This is a genomic window from Mesorhizobium sp. M0923 (assembly GCF_040319365.1).
In the GTDB taxonomy this organism is placed as follows: domain Bacteria; phylum Pseudomonadota; class Alphaproteobacteria; order Rhizobiales; family Rhizobiaceae; genus Mesorhizobium.
The window spans coordinates 99774-115999 of the sequence record NZ_JAMYNW010000017.1 but is presented as its reverse complement, the minus strand read 5'-3'; the positions used below and the strand labels follow the sequence as shown (position 1 = coordinate 115999).

General features: G+C 64.0%; 18 protein-coding genes. 10 read left to right on the top strand and 8 right to left on the bottom strand.

The features are described from left to right. Positions 1–55: 55 nt before the first annotated feature. From ptsN to lptC, 6 genes are all read right to left on the bottom strand, one after another. Entirely contained in the window at positions 56–520 is a 465-nt protein-coding gene (gene ptsN / locus NKH89_RS25510) for a PTS IIA-like nitrogen regulatory protein PtsN (RefSeq protein WP_023718962.1), read from the bottom strand. Between the two features lie 59 nt (positions 521–579). After that, positions 580–1164: a ribosome hibernation-promoting factor, HPF/YfiA family gene (gene hpf / locus NKH89_RS25505; protein ID WP_352483585.1), complete on the bottom strand. Its 585-nt coding sequence runs from the start codon at positions 1162–1164 to the stop codon at positions 580–582. Between the two features lie 288 nt (positions 1165–1452). Continuing rightward, on the bottom strand, positions 1453–2979 hold the full coding sequence (gene rpoN, locus NKH89_RS25500) for an RNA polymerase factor sigma-54 (RefSeq protein WP_352483586.1): 1527 nt from the start codon (positions 2977–2979) through the stop codon (positions 1453–1455). A 197-nt stretch (positions 2980–3176) separates the two neighbouring features. Continuing rightward, positions 3177–3995: an LPS export ABC transporter ATP-binding protein gene (gene lptB, locus NKH89_RS25495; RefSeq protein WP_023718959.1), complete on the bottom strand. Its 819-nt coding sequence runs from the start codon at positions 3993–3995 to the stop codon at positions 3177–3179. Then, the gene (locus NKH89_RS25490) at positions 3995–4606 is read right to left on the bottom strand and encodes an LptA/OstA family protein (protein ID WP_023718958.1); all 612 of its coding nucleotides are present in this window, start codon (positions 4604–4606) and stop codon (positions 3995–3997) included. Before NKH89_RS25490 ends, lptB begins: the two co-directional genes overlap by 1 nt. After that, positions 4593–5306: an LPS export ABC transporter periplasmic protein LptC gene (gene lptC / locus NKH89_RS25485; RefSeq protein ID WP_023718957.1), complete on the bottom strand. Its 714-nt coding sequence runs from the start codon at positions 5304–5306 to the stop codon at positions 4593–4595. Before lptC ends, NKH89_RS25490 begins: the two co-directional genes overlap by 14 nt. Positions 5307–5611: 305 nt before the next feature. On the opposite strand from lptC, the gene sppA reads away from it, so the two are divergent. The 4 genes from sppA to lhpI all read left to right on the top strand — a co-directional run bounded on the left by sppA (position 5612) and on the right by lhpI (position 8330). Then, the gene (gene sppA / locus NKH89_RS25480) at positions 5612–6568 is read left to right on the top strand and encodes a signal peptide peptidase SppA (protein ID WP_023718956.1); all 957 of its coding nucleotides are present in this window, start codon (positions 5612–5614) and stop codon (positions 6566–6568) included. A gap of 78 nt (positions 6569–6646) precedes the next feature. After that, positions 6647–6931 (top strand): integration host factor subunit beta, encoded by a 285-nt coding sequence (locus NKH89_RS25475; RefSeq protein ID WP_006200394.1) that lies wholly within the window; start codon positions 6647–6649, stop codon positions 6929–6931. Positions 6932–6980: 49 nt separating this feature from the next. Further along, positions 6981–7313 carry a lipopolysaccharide assembly protein LapA domain-containing protein gene (locus NKH89_RS25470; protein WP_023718955.1) on the top strand — a complete coding sequence of 111 codons (333 nt, stop codon included), beginning with the start codon at positions 6981–6983 and terminating at the stop codon, positions 7311–7313. Positions 7314–7364: 51 nt separating this feature from the next. After that, positions 7365–8330: a bifunctional Delta(1)-pyrroline-2-carboxylate/Delta(1)-piperideine-2-carboxylate reductase gene (gene lhpI / locus NKH89_RS25465; protein WP_023718954.1), complete on the top strand. Its 966-nt coding sequence runs from the start codon at positions 7365–7367 to the stop codon at positions 8328–8330. A 114-nt stretch (positions 8331–8444) separates the two neighbouring features. Here lhpI and NKH89_RS25460 read toward each other — a convergent pair whose 3' ends face one another. Both NKH89_RS25460 and NKH89_RS25455 read right to left on the bottom strand, forming a co-directional pair. Continuing rightward, positions 8445–8813, bottom strand: coding sequence for a VOC family protein (locus NKH89_RS25460; RefSeq protein WP_031193999.1), 369 nt, complete (start codon positions 8811–8813; stop codon positions 8445–8447). A gap of 86 nt (positions 8814–8899) precedes the next feature. Further along, entirely contained in the window at positions 8900–9583 is a 684-nt protein-coding gene (locus NKH89_RS25455) for a helix-turn-helix transcriptional regulator (protein WP_023718953.1), read from the bottom strand. A gap of 124 nt (positions 9584–9707) precedes the next feature. Here NKH89_RS25455 and NKH89_RS25450 point away from each other — a divergent pair, with 124 nt between their 5' ends. The 6 genes from NKH89_RS25450 to NKH89_RS25425 all read left to right on the top strand — a co-directional run bounded on the left by NKH89_RS25450 (position 9708) and on the right by NKH89_RS25425 (position 16133). After that, on the top strand, positions 9708–10193 hold the full coding sequence (locus NKH89_RS25450; RefSeq protein ID WP_023718952.1) for a DUF1772 domain-containing protein: 486 nt from the start codon (positions 9708–9710) through the stop codon (positions 10191–10193). A gap of 89 nt (positions 10194–10282) precedes the next feature. Continuing rightward, positions 10283–11347 carry an RsmD family RNA methyltransferase gene (locus NKH89_RS25445; protein WP_352592651.1) on the top strand — a complete coding sequence of 355 codons (1065 nt, stop codon included), beginning with the start codon at positions 10283–10285 and terminating at the stop codon, positions 11345–11347. Next, positions 11348–12211, top strand: coding sequence for a TrmH family RNA methyltransferase (locus NKH89_RS25440; protein WP_023718950.1), 864 nt, complete (start codon positions 11348–11350; stop codon positions 12209–12211). It begins immediately after the preceding gene. 26 nt (positions 12212–12237) lie between these two features. After that, positions 12238–12714: a signal peptidase II gene (gene lspA / locus NKH89_RS25435; protein ID WP_023718949.1), complete on the top strand. Its 477-nt coding sequence runs from the start codon at positions 12238–12240 to the stop codon at positions 12712–12714. A 52-nt stretch (positions 12715–12766) separates the two neighbouring features. Further along, entirely contained in the window at positions 12767–13756 is a 990-nt protein-coding gene (gene acuI, locus NKH89_RS25430) for an acrylyl-CoA reductase (NADPH) (RefSeq protein WP_023718948.1), read from the top strand. 88 nt (positions 13757–13844) lie between these two features. Beyond that, complete coding sequence (locus NKH89_RS25425) at positions 13845–16133, top strand: hybrid sensor histidine kinase/response regulator (protein ID WP_023718947.1); 2289 nt, start codon at positions 13845–13847, stop codon at positions 16131–16133. Positions 16134–16226: the final 93 nt, after the last annotated feature.

The window sequence follows — 16226 nt, the reverse complement described above, 5'->3', positions numbered from 1 at the left end:
TCTGGCTGAAACGGACAGGGCCGCTCACGGCGGCCCTTCAACGGGTCCACTCAACTCAGGCGGCGTGCGAGGCCTGTGTATCCGACAGCAGCGCGTGGATAGCCACGGCATCGCGCGTGCCCCTGATCTTGGCAACCGTGTCGGCATCGCGCAGCACCCGCGCGATGCGCGACAGCGCCTTGAGGTGGTCGGCGCCGGCACCTTCGGGGGCCAAAAGCAGAAACACCAGGTCGACCGGCTGATCGTCGAGGGCCTCGAAATCGACCGGTGTCTCCAGCCGGGCAAAAACTCCAGCGATCCGCTTCACCCCGGCCAGCTTGCCATGCGGAATGGCGATGCCGTTGCCGACGCCGGTCGAACCCAGCCGCTCGCGTTGCAGGATGGTGTCGAACACCTCCCGCTCCGGAATGCCGGAAATTGCCGCCGCCCTTTCAGACAGCAATTGCAGCAGCTGCTTTTTGGAGTTCGCCTTCAACGCCGGCATGATTGCCGGAACGTTGACGAGATCGCTCAGATCCATGCTTGAAATCCCTTGTTCGCCTGCCGTCGCCAGTCCCCACGCTTGCGTGCGGCTGGTTTTTACCCCTGCGCGACCTTGGCCGTAGACGGGTCGATCCAGCCGATATTCCCGTCCGGCCGGCGATAGACGATGTTGAGATGGTCGTTTCCGGCATTGCGGAAGACCAGGACCGGGCTGTCCTTGGTGTCGAGCTCGATCACGGCTGACGCCACCGACATGGTCCGCAGCGTCATGGTCGATTCGGCGACGATGGCCGGCGCGAAATTCTCCGGTATCTCCTCGTCGTCATCGGCAAGCGGGGCCATCACCGTATAGGCGACGTCGGTGAGTTCGCCATTGCTATTGCCTGAATTGTGCGACTTCAGCCGGCGCTTGTAGCGCCTGAGGCGGGTTTCCAGACGGTCCGCCGCGGCATCGAAGGCAAGCGTCGGATCCTGGGCATCGCCGGTCGCCTGCAGCGAAGCACCGGAATCCAGCCGGATCATGCAATCGGCCGTGTAGCGCGACCCCGATTTGACGACTACGATTTGCCCTGAAAAGCCCCGATCGAAATATTTCCCGATCACTTCCCCGACACGGTCGTTGATGCGCGTACGGAACGCATCGCCGATATCCATGTGTTTTCCCGATATGCGCAGTGTCATCTGAAAACTGACCTTCCTTGCTCAGGCTTCAAACTGTCCCGAGTTTATACTCGTGGTCCGTGCGCACAAGCTTTGCGGCGTCACTTGCGCCGATTTTAAATCCGAACTTTCCGGTTGATCACAAGCCGCCTTCTTGGCCGTCCGTGGCCTACGTCGTGACGGACCATCCCTCGTGCGGGCATCAGCGAACTCAAATCCACTCGCCAGCCCGTCTCATGCGGGCGGGCTTCTAGCCACTTCGTTGCCGCTTGTCAATGAACGCGAAAGCTGTGGAAATTCTGCCGGAGTTCAACGGCCGGCGCTGGCCAAAGCGCGTTTTTCGCGCCGCCGTTGCACCGAAGAGGGTATGTTCATGCCTTCCCGGTATTTGGCAACCGTGCGCCTGGCAATGTCGACGCCGCTTTCCCGCAGCATGTCCACGATGGCATCGTCGGAAAGCACATCGACGGCTTTCTCTTCGTCGATCAGCTGCTTTATGCGGTCGCGCACCGCTTCCGACGAATGCGCATCGCCGCCACCCGACGAAGCGATCGAGGCGGTAAAGAAATAGCGCAGCTCGAACACGCCGCGCGGCGTCAGCATGTATTTGTTTGCCGTGACCCGGCTGACCGTCGATTCGTGCATGCCGATAGCGTCCGCCACCGTGCGCAGGTTGAGCGGCTTCAGGTGCCGCACGCCGTGGACGAGAAAAGCGTCCTGCTGGCGCACGATCTCGGAGGCGACCTTCAGGATAGTCTTCGCCCGCTGGTCGAGGCTGCGCGTCAGCCAGTTGGCATTCTGCAGGCATTCGGCGAGGAAATCCTTTTCCGCCTGGTTTTTCGCATGCGGCGTGACCTGAGCGAAATAGATGTGATCGACCAGCACGCGCGGTAGCGTCTCGGCGTTGAGCTCGACCGTCCAGCTGCCGTCATTGGCTGCGCGCACCTCGACGTCGGCCACGATCGCATCGCTGGCACCGCGCGAAAACGCCATTCCCGGCCGCGGGTCGAGCGCCCGGATCTCGGCCAGCATGTCGAGCAGATCCTCCTCGTCGACACCGCAAATCCGCTTCAGCGTCTGGAAATCGCGCCGTGCCAGGAGTTCGAGATTGGCGATCAATGCCCTCATCGCCGGATCGAGCCGGTCGCGCACGGCAAGCTGCAGCGACAGGCATTCGGCGAGGTCGCGGGCGAAGATGCCGGCGGGCTCGAATGTCTGGCAAATCGCCAGCGCCATTGCCACCGCCGGGGGGTCCGTGCCGAGGCGGGCCGCGATCTCGGCCATGTCCGCACGCATGTAGCCGGCCTCATCGAGGCCGTCGGCAAGCTCGCTGGCGATCAGGCGCGCGGCCGGATCGGCGAAGGCGAGCGCCACCTGCTCGCCGACATGGTCGCGCAGCGTGATGGCAGCCGCCGCCATATCCGCGACGTCGAAGCCGTCGGAGGAAGAGGCGGAACTATTGCCGGACGCCGATTTCCATTGCGCCGTCAGGTCGGGGCCGAGCCGCTCGCTCGTTCCAGGATCGTCGGGAAACAGGTTTTCCAGCGACGTATCGAGCTTTTCCGAGATCGCCTCGGCGCTCCACGCCGTCTCCGCTTCGAACCAGTCGCCGTCGGCGGCCGGTTCCGATGCGGCGTCGCTCTTCTGCGCCTGGTCGCTGGCGGCGTCGTCCTGCGGTTCGGCGCGTTCCAGCAGGGGATTGCGTTCGATCTCGTCGTCGATGAAGCGTTCCAGCTCGAGGTGGGTGAACTGCAGCAGGCGGATCGACTGCATCAGCTGCGGCGTCATCACCAGCGACTGCGACTGTCGTAGCTGTAGTTTTGCCGCCAACGCCATGGTTCGGTTTCAACGCCCCGTCTACGCGCCCGCACTGCTGGAAAGAATTTTCCAGGCCAGCATAGAAACTGGCCCGGCTTTTGCTTGTCAAGGCGAGGTGCGGAAAAACTCGCCTGCCAGCGCGTTTTTCAGGCAGAAAATCGAAGAAAAAGCTGCCGGACTACGCCGGAAATCCCGTTCGAACCGGAATTTCGCATTTAGAGCGTAAATCCCTCGCCAAGATAAAGCCGCCGCACATCGGCATTTGCGACGATTTCGTCGGCTCGGCCATGGGTCAGCACCTGACCGGCATGGATGATGTAGGCGCGGTCGATCAGGCCAAGGGTCTCACGCACATTGTGGTCGGTGATCAGCACGCCGATGCCACGTGCCGTCAAGTGGCGCACGAGCTGCTGGATGTCGGCGACGGCGATCGGGTCGATGCCGGCGAACGGTTCGTCGAGCAGCATGTAGGCGGGGCGGGTTGCCAACGCACGGGCAATTTCGAGGCGCCGCCGCTCACCGCCGGAGAGCGACAGCGATGGAGCCTTGCGCAGATGGCTGATGTGGAATTCCTCGAGCAATTCGTCGAGCAGGCGCTCACGCTCCTTGCGGCTCTTTTCGACCACTTCGAGCACGGCCCGGATGTTTTGCTCGACGTTCAGGCCGCGAAAAATCGACGCTTCCTGCGGCAGATAGCCGATGCCGAGACGGGCGCGGCGATACATCGGCATCGACGTGACGTCGAAGCCGTCGATTTCGATGGTGCCTTCGTCGACCGGCACCAGCCCGGTCACCATGTAGAAACAGGTGGTCTTGCCGGCGCCATTGGGGCCGAGCAGCCCAACCGCCTCGCCGGCGCGCACGCCCAGCGTCACGCCGCTGACGACTTTGCGGCCCTTGTAGCTTTTGGTCAGCCCCTTGGCGATCAAGGTTCCCTTGAACTTTGCCGCTTCGACGGTGACCCTGGCCGGTGCCGCAAGTTTGCTGGCGGCGCGCCCTGGAAGACGCGCCAGCAGCGACGATATGCCGGTCATCAGGGTTTCGCTGCTCCAGACTTCGCCTGCGGCGTGATCGACATCATGACGCGGCCGCCGCAGGCGTCGACCTGGGCAAGGCCGCTCTTCATCTGCACGGTAAGCTTGCAGCCGACAAGCACGTTGTCGCCTTGCGAGAGCACGACCTTGCTGCCCGAAAGCACCAGCACCTCGGTCTTCATGTCGAAGGTGCCGCGGTCGCCGGTGGCAACCTGATTGTCCGATTTGATGTAGACCTTATCGTCGACCACGAGATGGTCGATGTTGGCGGATCCGGTCATCGCCGCGGCACCCGCCGGCTCGGCGCCTTTGGCGGCGGCTGCATCCCTGACGTAATAGACCGTCATTTTGCCGGCCTTGAGTACGGTTGGACCCTGGACGACGTTGACGTTGCCGGTGAAGACGGCGACGCTTTCCGCCTGGCGCACCTCGAGCTTGTCGCTTTCGATCTGGATCGGCTTGTCGCCCGACAGCCTGAGGCCGGACATTTGGCTGGTGGCGCTGGACTGCGCCAGCGACGAAGCCGTCCCCAGGGTGAGCCCCAATGGCAGCCCGAGGGTCAGCAACGCCGAAACCGCGGCGAGGCGCCGTGCCGAACTACTGAACCGCATTGGTCTCTCCGCTCTTTGCCTCTGCCGCCTTCAAACTGGCGGGATCGATGTCGACGCGCACCTTGTTCTCGAAAACCAGGACCTTGCCATTGTCCTGGACCGACATCGAATCCGCCCTGATCCGCGACCCGCCGCGGCTGACATCGACGGGTTCGCTTGTCTTCATAGTGCCTTCGCCCATGTCGAGATAGACTGATTTGAATTTTGCCACCACGCCATCCGTGGTCGATACCGTCACGTCGCTGGTCAGGCTGAACGTGTTGCCGTCGCGATCATAGGTGCCGCGCGCGGCATCGATGGCGGCCGTGTTGTCGGCCGCAATCGGCAGCCTGGCCTTGATGCCTTCCAGATCGATGATGCCTTGTTTGCTGACGTCCTGTATGGCGCGCAGGGCCGTCATCGAATAGGGCAGGTTCTGCTTGGTGAAGCCGTTGAGCTTGGGATTGGCCATCACCAGCTTGCCATTGGCAAAGGAGCCGCCGTCGGCCTGCACCTCGATTGCAGCGGGAGCCATGAGATAGGAATAGACCGGAAACGCGACCGCGATCAGGGCGGCGACCAGCGGCACGGCCAGCTTGAGGATCCGCACCCGGCGCGAATGACGCTGCGCGATGTCAAAGGCGTCGACCCGCGCCCGGCCTGCGGCCTTGGGAGCCAACTCCGTCTCGGTGTTGGTCGGTTCGATTGGTCCCGCTAACATGACTGCTTCTTCTAAACCCCTGCCCGCCAGGCCGCCCTATAGGTGGGGTGCCGGCACCCTCAAGCAAGCACAAGCCGAGGAAAACCGCAAAAATATGACAGCCGCCCCTATACAACGAAAATGGCCCCAGCGCAGCCTGAACCTCATACCAGATATGGGCGCACAGTGTTAGAGCCTGTGGAACGCGACAGATTGAAGCTTGCCCGAACGCCGAAGACGGCTTTGGCGAAGGCCGTCAGGAAACGGTAGCCGGGCGCGAATGGTTGCTTTAAAAGCATCTGCTCCCACCGACTACGAGGCTGACCATGGCATTGAGAGCCGACGACCTGATCGACCGCCGCCGCTTGCGCCGCAAGCTGACATTCTGGCGTGTTGCGGCGATTCTTGTCGCCGCAGCCGGGCTGATCGCCTTTTCCGCGTGGATTTATGGTGACGAATTCACCGGCGCGGCTGTCGACCACATCGCTAAGGTCAAGATCGAAGGTACCATCACCGAAGACGAAGAACTGATCAAGCGGCTGGAAGCCATCCGTCAGTCGCCGCGCGTCAAGGCTGTGATCCTGTCGATCGATTCACCCGGCGGCACCACCGTCGGTGGCGAGTCGATCTACGAGGCAGTGCGCAAGCTCGCCGCCGACAAGCCGGTGGTGGCCGAGGTCGGCACGCTCGCGGCGTCGGCGGGTTACATGATAGCCACCGCGGCCGACCATATTGTCGCACGCAAATCCTCGATCGTCGGCTCGATCGGCGTTCTGATCCAGTATCCGGACGTCAGCGGCCTCATGGACAAGCTCGGCGTCAAGCTGGAGGAGGTGAAATCCTCGCCCTTGAAGGCCTCGCCTTCCCCCTTCAAGCCGACCAATGACGATGAACGCGCCATGGTCCGCAAACTCATTCTCGACAGCTACGACTGGTTCGTCGGCATCGTCGCCGAGCGCCGCAACATGACCAAGCCGGAGGCGCTGGCGCTCGCGGACGGGTCGATCTTCACCGGCCGGCAGGCGGTCACCAACAGATTGATCGACGCGGTCGGCGGCGAGGCCGAAGCGATCGACTGGCTTGCAGGCAAGGGTGTCGATGCCAAGCTCAAGGTGGTGGAATGGAAGGACACGGAAAAACGCGGTGGTTTCCTGTTCTCCAAGGCGATGGCGCAGACCGTCGGCGCTGCGCTTGGCCTGCCTGGCCATGGCGGCGACGTCCTTCACGAAATTGGAGCGGACCGCTTGTTTCTTGACGGTCTCGTTTCCGTCTGGCACCCTTGAGGAGCCGCTTGGGAGTGAAAAAGCAAATAAAATCATTCTGATAATTTCGGCGGCACTGCTTTCACGGGGAGCCTTTTCATGATCAAATCCGAACTTGTGCAGATCATCGCCACGCGCAATCCGCATCTTTTCCTGCGCGATGTCGAAAACATTGTCGGCGCCATCTTCGATGAAATCACCGACGCGCTTGCCGAGGGCAACCGGGTCGAGTTGCGCGGCTTCGGCGCGTTTTCGGTGAAAAACCGCCCTGCCCGCACCGGCCGCAATCCGCGCACCGGCGAATCCGTAGAGGTCGAGGAGAAATGGGTGCCGTTCTTCAAGACCGGCAAGGAATTGCGTGAAAGGCTGAACGGAGGCAAATAGGCGCGGCGCCCGCCGACCCGTTGCTGCCTTTTCTTCCGAACGGAAAAACATGTTCAATCGCTTCATCCTCATCGTGGTTTTCGTGCCGCTGGCCGTCATCCTGATTGCGCTGGCCGTCGCCAACCGCGAACCGGTGGCCTTCACGCTCGATCCGTTCAATCCCGGCAATCCGGCGCTGACGCTGACCGTGCCGCTGTTCATTTTCCTGTTCCTGGCGCTGGCCATCGGCATGATCGTCGGCAGCCTGGCGACCTGGATCAAGCAGGGCCGCTACCGCAAGCTGGCGCGCCAGCGCGCCGCCGAGGCCGAGAACCTGCGTCTGGCAGTCAGCCGCGCGCCCACAGCGGCGCAGGGCCCGGCCTTGCCGAAGCCGATGAACTGAGCCGCGGCTCGGGCAGGAAGCGCAACCGGCCTATTTCTCCACGGAGCCATCATGCTGACCATTTCCGCCGCCGAGGTCGACCGCGCGCTGACCTTTCCCGGGCTGGTCGAGACATTGCGCGCCGCTTTTCGCGACGGCGCCGTGCAGCCGGTCAGGCATCATCACACGGTCGAGCGGCCCGACGGTGCCGCCTCGACGCTGCTTCTGATGCCGGCCTGGACCGACTTCAACGCCGGCACCTCGGCCGATGGCCATATCGGCGTCAAGATCGTCACAGTGTCGCCCGACAACAACGCCGTCGGCAAGCCTGCGGTGATGGGCCTCTACCTGTTGCTGGACGGCGCCACCGGCGAGCCTCAGGCCTTGATCGATGGCCAGCGGCTGACGCAGTGGCGCACCGCCTGCGCCTCGGCACTGGCCGCGTCCTATCTGGCCCGCGAAGACGCATCACGGCTGCTGGTGGTCGGCGCCGGCGCGCTGTCGCCATTCCTTGCAAAGGCGCATTCGGCGGTGCGGCCGATCAAGAACATCCGCATCTGGAACCGCACGCCGGCCAATGCCGAAAAGGTCGCGGCAAAATTGCGTGCCGAGGGTTTTGCGGCCGACGCCGCAGGCGATCTCGACGTCGAACTCGGCCAGGCCGATATCGTGTCATCGGCGACCATCACCACCGCGCCACTGATCAAAGGGGTACTCTTGAAACCGGGAACCCATGTCGATCTGGTTGGCGGCTTCACGCCGGCGATGCGCGAAAGCGACGACGACGCGATTGCACGCGCCCGCGTCTATGTCGACACCCGCGCCGGCGCCACCAAGGAAGCCGGCGACATCGTCCAGCCGCTGGCCTCCGGCGTGCTGAAGCCGCAAGCCATCGTCGCCGACCTCTATGAACTGGCACGCGGCCAGAAAAAAGGCCGGCAGGGCAATGACGAGATCACGCTGTTCAAGTCGGTCGGCGCGGCCCTCGAGGACCTGGCCGCCGGCATTGCCGTGTATCGCGCAAGCGTAGGGCAGTAGGGCAGTAGGGCAGTAGGGCAGTAGGGCAGTAGGGCAGTAGGAAACCGTGCTAATCGTGCGGCGCCGCGCCTAGTGCTACTTTGCTCTCGCCTACTGCCCTACTGCCCTACTGCCTTACTCCTTTTGCCAATAAACCCGTAGCCGGTGGTTGTCCGGATCGAGCGCGACGAAGGTGCGGCCGAAATCCATGTCGGTCGGGCTCTGCAGGATGGTCAGCCCACGGTCGGCCCACTCGGCATGGGTGGTGTCGACAGCGCCAGGCGTATCCAACGCAAAGACGACCTCGGCGCCACCGCCTGCGGCCGCCGCGGCCGGCTCTACGGTATGACGCGACCAGAGGCCGAGTTTGAAGCCGTTGTCGAGCACGAACAACACGAAGGTCGGCGAGGTGTCGACCGGCTCGCGTCCGAGCAGCGCGCTGTAGAAGGCGCCGCTTTGCTCAGGCTTGTCGACATAGAGGATGACGAAATTGGGCGGTGTCATGAATTGCTCTCCAGATGGTTTCGACTGGAGCAGCATAGCGTGCACCACTGCCAGATTCTGGCAGCAGTCTTAACTGAGCGGCAGCCTTAGCTTGGCTTGTCGAGCGTCGCCCGCCATTCTTTGAGCAGCACCTGGCGACGGCGCGGATAACGCGTCTCGGTGGCGTTGAGGCCGGATATCCGATCGGCGCGAAAGTGCCTGAAATCCTGGCGCATCTCGCACCACGCCGCGACGACGCGCACCTTGTCGAAGAAGCCGAGTGCAAACGGCCAGACGGTGCGCTCGGAGGCAGCGCCGCCGGCATCGCGATAGACAAAGCTCAACTTGTGCTCCTCGCGGATGGCTTGCCGCACCACGCCGAGATCGATGCCTTCGGTGACCTCGGTGCGCGACCCGACCAGCAGCGTCGAGGCATCGAGCTCTTCGCGCAAATCGTCCGGCAGCACGGCGGCGATCTTGGCCAGCGCGTCGGTGGCGGCGTTGGCAAGCCGCCAGTCCGGCTGCTTGGCCACCCAGCGCGAACCGAGCACGATCGCCTCGATCTCCTCGTCGGTGAACATCAAGGGCGGCAGCATGAAGCCTGGCCTGAGCACGTAACCCAGCCCCGCCTCGCCCTCGATCGGTGCGCCCTGCCCCTGCAACGTGGCGATATCGCGATAGAGCGTGCGGATCGACACACCCATTTCGCCGGCAAGGCTGCGGCCGCTGACTGGCCGGCGATGCCGGCGCAGGATCTGGATCAAGTCGAGCAGGCGTTCGGCGCGGGACATGGATCGCAACCCGGTTTGGATGGATGCCCAATTTGGATGGACGATAGTGCGCCTGCGCTTTCGGCGGCAAGCAGGATGATCGCCGACCGGAACGTATGCGGCCTGACGCCGTTGTCTGGCCATTATGGATATACGCGGTCTTCTGTTGTTCTGGTCTGTTTTGACCGCCACCGTTGCTGCCCTAAGCCTCGGACCATCCTTCGCCCACGTACTGGAATCGGTGCCGCGGCTGACCAGATGGCCGCCTTCGCTCTGGCGAGAAACCACGGTCTTCAATGCTCAGTTCCAGTTCTTTTTGACTGTCGGCGCACCGCTGGACGTGGCGGCCGTCGCCTGTCCGGGGCTCCTCGCATGGATGCTGCGCGGCGACCGCCCGGCATTCTGGTGGGTGTTGGCCGCCACCATGCTTTATCTGATGGCGCTTGTCGCGTGGGTTGCGCTCGTCAAACCGGCAAACGATGTCCTGGCCACCTGGGTGCCTGGACCGATCCCGGGCAATTTCGAAGCTATCCGGAGCCGCTGGGAAGCCGGCCATATGGTCGTCACCGGCTTCAAGGCCGTCGGTTTCATCGCGCTCGCAGTCGGGCTGCTGTCGATCAGGCGTGGCTGATCCGTTCGCAAACGCCTGCAGCCCTTTTGTTGCGCCGGTCAATTCGCTGTGGCAGAAGCGGCGCAGCCGCCGTCCGGAGATGCGCCTTCTTGAAACCTTTTCGCGACAAACGCCGCGACAGCCGCCCGCCCGCGAAAAAAGGCGGGATAGAGCAGCCGCGGCGGCGCGACCCCAATCCAACCGCTGGTCCGGAGACGAAACCGCAGGACCGGTCCGAGCAGAAAGCAGCGCCGCGCCCACTTTCGCGCCGCGATGGCGCGCTGCCTGCCGAACATCTGCCGCTGATCCTCGAAGTCGGCGCCAATCAGGATTACGCGCTGCTCGACAGCGGCGCCGGAGAAAAGCTCGAGCAATACGGCCCCTACCGCATCGTTCGGCCGGAGGGCCAGGCGATCTGGCAAAAGGCATTGCCGGCCAGGGACTGGGAACGCGCCGATGCCATTTTCACCGGCGATACCGACGAGGAAGGCATCGGCCGCTGGCGCTTTCCGAAGACGCCGCTCGGCGAGACCTGGCCGATGAAGCATGACGGCATCGACTATCTCGGCCGCTTCACTTCGTTTCGCCATGTCGGTGTCTTTCCCGAGCAGGCCTCGCACTGGGACCACATGGCCGGGCTGATTGCGGCGGCAAAACGGCCGGTGAAGGTGCTGAACCTGTTCGGTTATACCGGTCTTGCCTCGCTGGTGGCGGCGCGTGCCGGCGCCGAGGTCACCCATGTCGATGCTTCCAAGAAGGCGATCGGCTGGGCGCGCGAAAACCAGGAGATGGCGGGCCTGTCGCAAAGGCCGATCCGCTGGATCGTCGACGATGCCGTGAAATTCGCCGAGCGCGAGGAGCGCCGCGGCAGCCGCTACGACATCATCCTGTTCGACCCGCCCGCCTATGGCCGCGGACCGAAGGGCGAGGTCTGGCATCTGTTCGAAGATTTGCCGGCGCTGACCGACATCTGCCGTGCGATCCTGACGCCGAAGCCGCTCGCTGTGGTGCTGACCGCCTATTCGATCCGCGCCTCTTTCTTCGCCATCCACGCCTTGATGCGCGACACCTTCGCCGGCATGGGCGGCACGGTCGAATCCGGCGAATTGATCATCCGCGAGAAATCCGCCGGCCGGGCGCTTTCGACCTCGCTGTTCTCGCGCTGGGTGGCCTGAATGAGTGCGTACGAACGGCACGCGGGCGCGCCAGGGCAGGTGAAGGAAGTCACCAGCCTCGCCAATCCGCTGGTCAAGGACATCAAGGCGCTCGCGCAGAAGAAATTCCGCGACCAGCAGAATGCCTTCATGGCCGAAGGCCTGAAGCTGGTCATCGACGCGCTCGATCTCGGCTGGTCTATCAGGACATTGGTTTTCGCCAAGGCCGGACGTGGCAATGCGGCGGTTGAAAAAGTTGCGGCGCGCACGGTTGCCGCCGGCGGCACCGTACTTGAAGTTTCGGAAAACGTGCTGGTCGCCATCACCCGCCGCGACAATCCGCAAATGGTCGTCGGCGTGTTCTCGCAGAAATTGCTGCCGCTGAAGGACATTCGCGCCCATGATGGCGACGTCTGGGTGGTGCTCGACCGCGTCCGCGACCCCGGCAACCTCGGCACCGTCATCCGCACGGTCGACGCCGTCGGCGCCAAAGGCGTCATCCTGGTCGGCGAGACCACCGATCCCTTTTCGGTCGAGACGGTACGCGCCACCATGGGCTCGATCTTCGCCGTGCCGGTCGCCAAGGCGTCGGCCGAGGCTTTTCTCGCCTGGCGAAAGAGCTTTCCCGGCCTCGTCGCCGGCACCCATCTTAAGGGTGCGGTCGATTACCGCTCGGTCGATTTTTCAAAAGGCCCGGTGCTTTTGATGATGGGCAACGAGCAGCAAGGCCTGCCTGACGAGCTTGCCGCAAGCTGCGACAAGCTGCTGCGGATACCGCAGGCAGGCCGCGCCGATTCGCTCAACCTTGCGGTGGCCACCGGCGTCATGCTGTTCGAGATCCGGCGCGGCGCGCTGAAGCTCGGCCCGGAGGATGCCCGATCGTGACATCCCAAACCGTGAAACTGCAAACCATGAAGTCCTGGAGCCCCTACGCTTTTCTGGTTGTCGCCGCGATAGCGCTCGACCAGTGGCTGAAATATCTGGTCGAGACCGGCCTTGCCTTCCAGGAAAGGCTCGATCTCCTGCCGTTCCTGGCGCTGTACCGCACCTACAACACCGGCATCGCGTTTTCGCTGTTTTCGTCCTTCGGCGACACCGGCCTGGTGGTCGTCGCGGTTCTGGTGGTCGCTTTCGTTCTCTATCTTGCGGCCCGCACGCCGCCCGGCCACCTGCTTGCCCGCGTCGGCTTCGCGCTGATCGTCGGCGGCGCGCTCGGCAATCTGATCGACCGCGCTGCCTATGGCCATGTCATCGACTATATTCTGTTTCACACGCCGGTCTGGTCCTTCGCGATCTTCAACCTCGCCGATGCCTTCATTTCGGTCGGTGCCGTGCTGGTCGTCTTCGATGAGCTCATTGGCTGGTGGCGCGGAACATCGAGCGATTGACCTCACTCGCCCGGCACCGCACATTTCTTATTTGCAAGCCCGAGGAGAAAAAATGCCCGAAGCCTTCAAAGCCATCCTCGTTTCGCGCGACGCCGAGAAAAACCAGTCGGTCGCGGTGACCGAGCTCACCGAGGCAGACCTGATGGAAGGCGACGTCACCGTCGCGGTGGAGGCGACGACGGTGAACTACAAGGACGGCCTTGCAATCACCGGCAAGGCGCCGGTGATCCGCCGCTGGCCGCTGGTGCCGGGCGTCGATTTCGCCGGCACCGTCATCTCGTCTTCCAATCCCGACTGGCGCGAGGGTGACAAGGTCATATTGAACGGCTGGGGCGTCGGCGAGACGCATTTCGGCGCCTTTGCCGGACGCGCCCGCGTCAAGGGCGACTGGCTGGTACCGCTGCCGGACGGCATGAGCCCGCATGATGCGATGGCGGTCGGCACCGCCGGCTACACCGCCATGCTTTGCGTCATCGCGCTGGAGCGCCACGGCATCGTGCCCGACCGCGGCCCTGTGGTGGTGACGGGCGCTGCCGGTGGCGTCGGGTCGGTCGCGGTCTCGATCCTGTCCAGCCTCGGCTATCACGTCATCGCCTCGACCGGCCGCAGTGCCGAAAGCCCCTATCTGACCGACCTCGGTGCCGCGGAAGTGATTTCACGCGACGAGCTTGCGCAGCCTGCAAAACCGCTAGCCAAGGAACGCTGGGCCGGCGGCATCGACGCTGTCGGCAGGCACACGCTGGCCAACGTCCTGTCGATGACCTCCTATGGCGGCGCCGTTGCCGCTTGCGGCCTCGCCGGCGGCATGGACCTGCCGGCAAGCGTCGCCCCGTTCATCCTGCGCGGCGTCTCGCTGCTCGGCATCGATTCGGTGATGGCGCCCAAGGCGGTCCGCATCGAGGCCTGGCGCCGCATCGGCACCGATCTCGATCACGCAAAGCTTGCCAGCCTGTCGACGAGCATCGGCTTCGACGGCATCATCGGCGCCGCGCATGACATCGTCGAGGGCAAGATCCGCGGCCGCGTGGTGGTGGACATGTGAGGCTCCAAAGGGAAAAAAAGAGCGCGACCGCTAAAATTCGAACGATCAACCACAACCTTCAATAAGCTCTGTCTGGCAGGAATTCCGTATGATTGCGGAACCCGGCATCAGAGAGGCGGAACCAGCCGAACGGGCCGACCGGGCGGCCCCCGAGGCGTCAGGGCGGCAGCTTGTCGCCGCGCCGCCGCTGGCGCCGGAATTGCCGGACGCCAACCGCCACGGCCTGCCCTTCCTGACTCTCGTCGCCATCGTCGTGCTGGCAGGCCTGTCGCATCTGACCGGAGCGCCGATCTTCATCACCATTGGCCTTTTGGCGACAGCCATCGCCGGGCTCGCCATGCATCTGCGCAACAGGCGCACCCAGCGTCGCGCGGTGGCCCTGCTCGATGCCACGACCGCCCGCAGTCGCGCCGAGATCGAGACGCTGGCCGACCGCATGTGGGAGATGCAGGAGAGCGAGGAGCGCTTTCGCGGTCTGATCGATGCACTCGGCGATCTCGTCGTCCACCGCGACCGCGACGGCCATATCGTCTACGCCAACAAGGTTTTCGCCGACCTTGTCGAAACCGACCAGCGCGACCTCGCCGGCAAGACCCTGGCGGAACTAGGCATCGATGTCGGCATCGTTCCCGACGCCGCCTTTTCCGACCATGAATGCCTGAGTTCCACTGATGTCGCCATTCGCACGCCGGACGGCCCACGCTGGTTCTCTTGGATCGAGCTGTCGGTGCGCGACAAGGACAGCGGCGCCGTTTCGCATCGCGCCATCGCCCGTGACATCACCGCCCGCAAACGCGCCGAATCCTCGCTGATCACCGCCCGCGAACGGGCCGAATATGCGAGCCAGGCCAAATCGCGCTTCCTCGCCACCGTCAGCCACGAGATACGCACGCCGATGAACGGCATCATGGGCATGGCCCGGCTTCTCGCCGACACCAGCCTTTCGCCCGAGCAGCGGACCTATGTCGGCGCCATCTCGACCTCGGCCAGCGCGCTGCTGGCGCTGATCGAGGACCTGCTCGACTATTCCAAGATCGAGGCCGGCCGCTTCGATCCCGAACCGCAACCGATGTCGGTGCGCGAGATCGCCGACAATGTCATCGAGCTTTTGGCGGCGCGGGCTTTTGCCAAGGATATCGGCCTCGGCTGCCATGTCGAACCCGACGTGCCGCAGCTGATCACCGCCGACCCCGGCAGGGTCAGGCAGGTGCTGCTCAACCTTATCGGCAATGCCGTCAAGTTCACCGACAGCGGCGGCGTCCTGGCAAGCATCGGCCGCGTCCGCACCGAAACCACCAACCGCATCCGCTTCACCATCACCGACACCGGCCCCGGTCTGCGCGAGGAGGACATGGAGCGCATCTTCGAGGACTTCGAACAGGCTGACGGCACCTCGACCCGTACGCATGGTGGTGCCGGCCTCGGTCTCGCGATTTCCAAGCGCCTGGTGACGGCGATGGGCGGCACTATCTCGGTGTCGAGCCGGCTTGGCCAGGGATCCGAATTCGTCTTCGAGATTCCCGCTATTTCCGCCGTCGAGGCGCTGCAGATCCGCCAGAACGCGCTGTTGGGCCGGCATGCGGTAATCGTGTCGAAGAACCTGGTCGAGGCCGAAGCCATCGCCCGCACCATTCGCGCCAATGGCGGAACGGTCGATCTGGCCGCCGCCGCCGCCCAGGCCGCCCCTTTCGCCGAGGGCTGCAACGTGCTTCTGGTCGATGCTGCCATGGAGCAAAGCGACGGCAGGCTGCTCAGGCGCCTGCGCCAGAGCGGATTTGTCGATTGCGAGGCGGTGACGCTGATCGCGCCGACCGACCGCGGCATGCTTGGCGAGTTCCGTGCCAACGGTTACGCCACCTTCCTGGCGAGGCCGGTGCGCGGCGAGACATTGCTGCGCGTGCTTTTGACCAGCCACGCACCGGTCATCGCCGAGCCGCAACCGCAAAAGCGCGGCGCGCAGGCTGGGCACGCCATTGGCGGCCGCCAGCAGGGCCTGTCGGTGCTGATCGCCGAGGACAACGACATCAACGCCATGCTGGCCCGCGCCACCCTCCTGAAGGCCGGGCATCGGGTGAAAGTGGTCGGCAACGGCAAGGCCGCGGTCGAGGCGGTCATCAGCACCGGCCATAAGCACCGCTACGACGTGGTGCTGATGGACCTGCATATGCCTGTCATGGACGGGCTGGACGCCATCGCCGCCATCCGCCGCCATGAGGAGGAGACCGCGGTTCCGCCGGTGCCGATCATGGTGCTGTCGGCCGACAGCCAGGAAAAGACCCGCCACGCCGTGCTCGCCCACGGTGCGAGCGGCTTCGTCACCAAGCCGCTCGACCCTGATGCCCTGGTTCATGCGGTTGAAGGGCAAGTGGCCGCTTGAGGCACAACATAGACGGTCGATAGATTACCCAGCCGACGAAGTATTGCCCGCAGAGCCGTATCACGGTACTGTCACAATCCTGTTGCACCTACA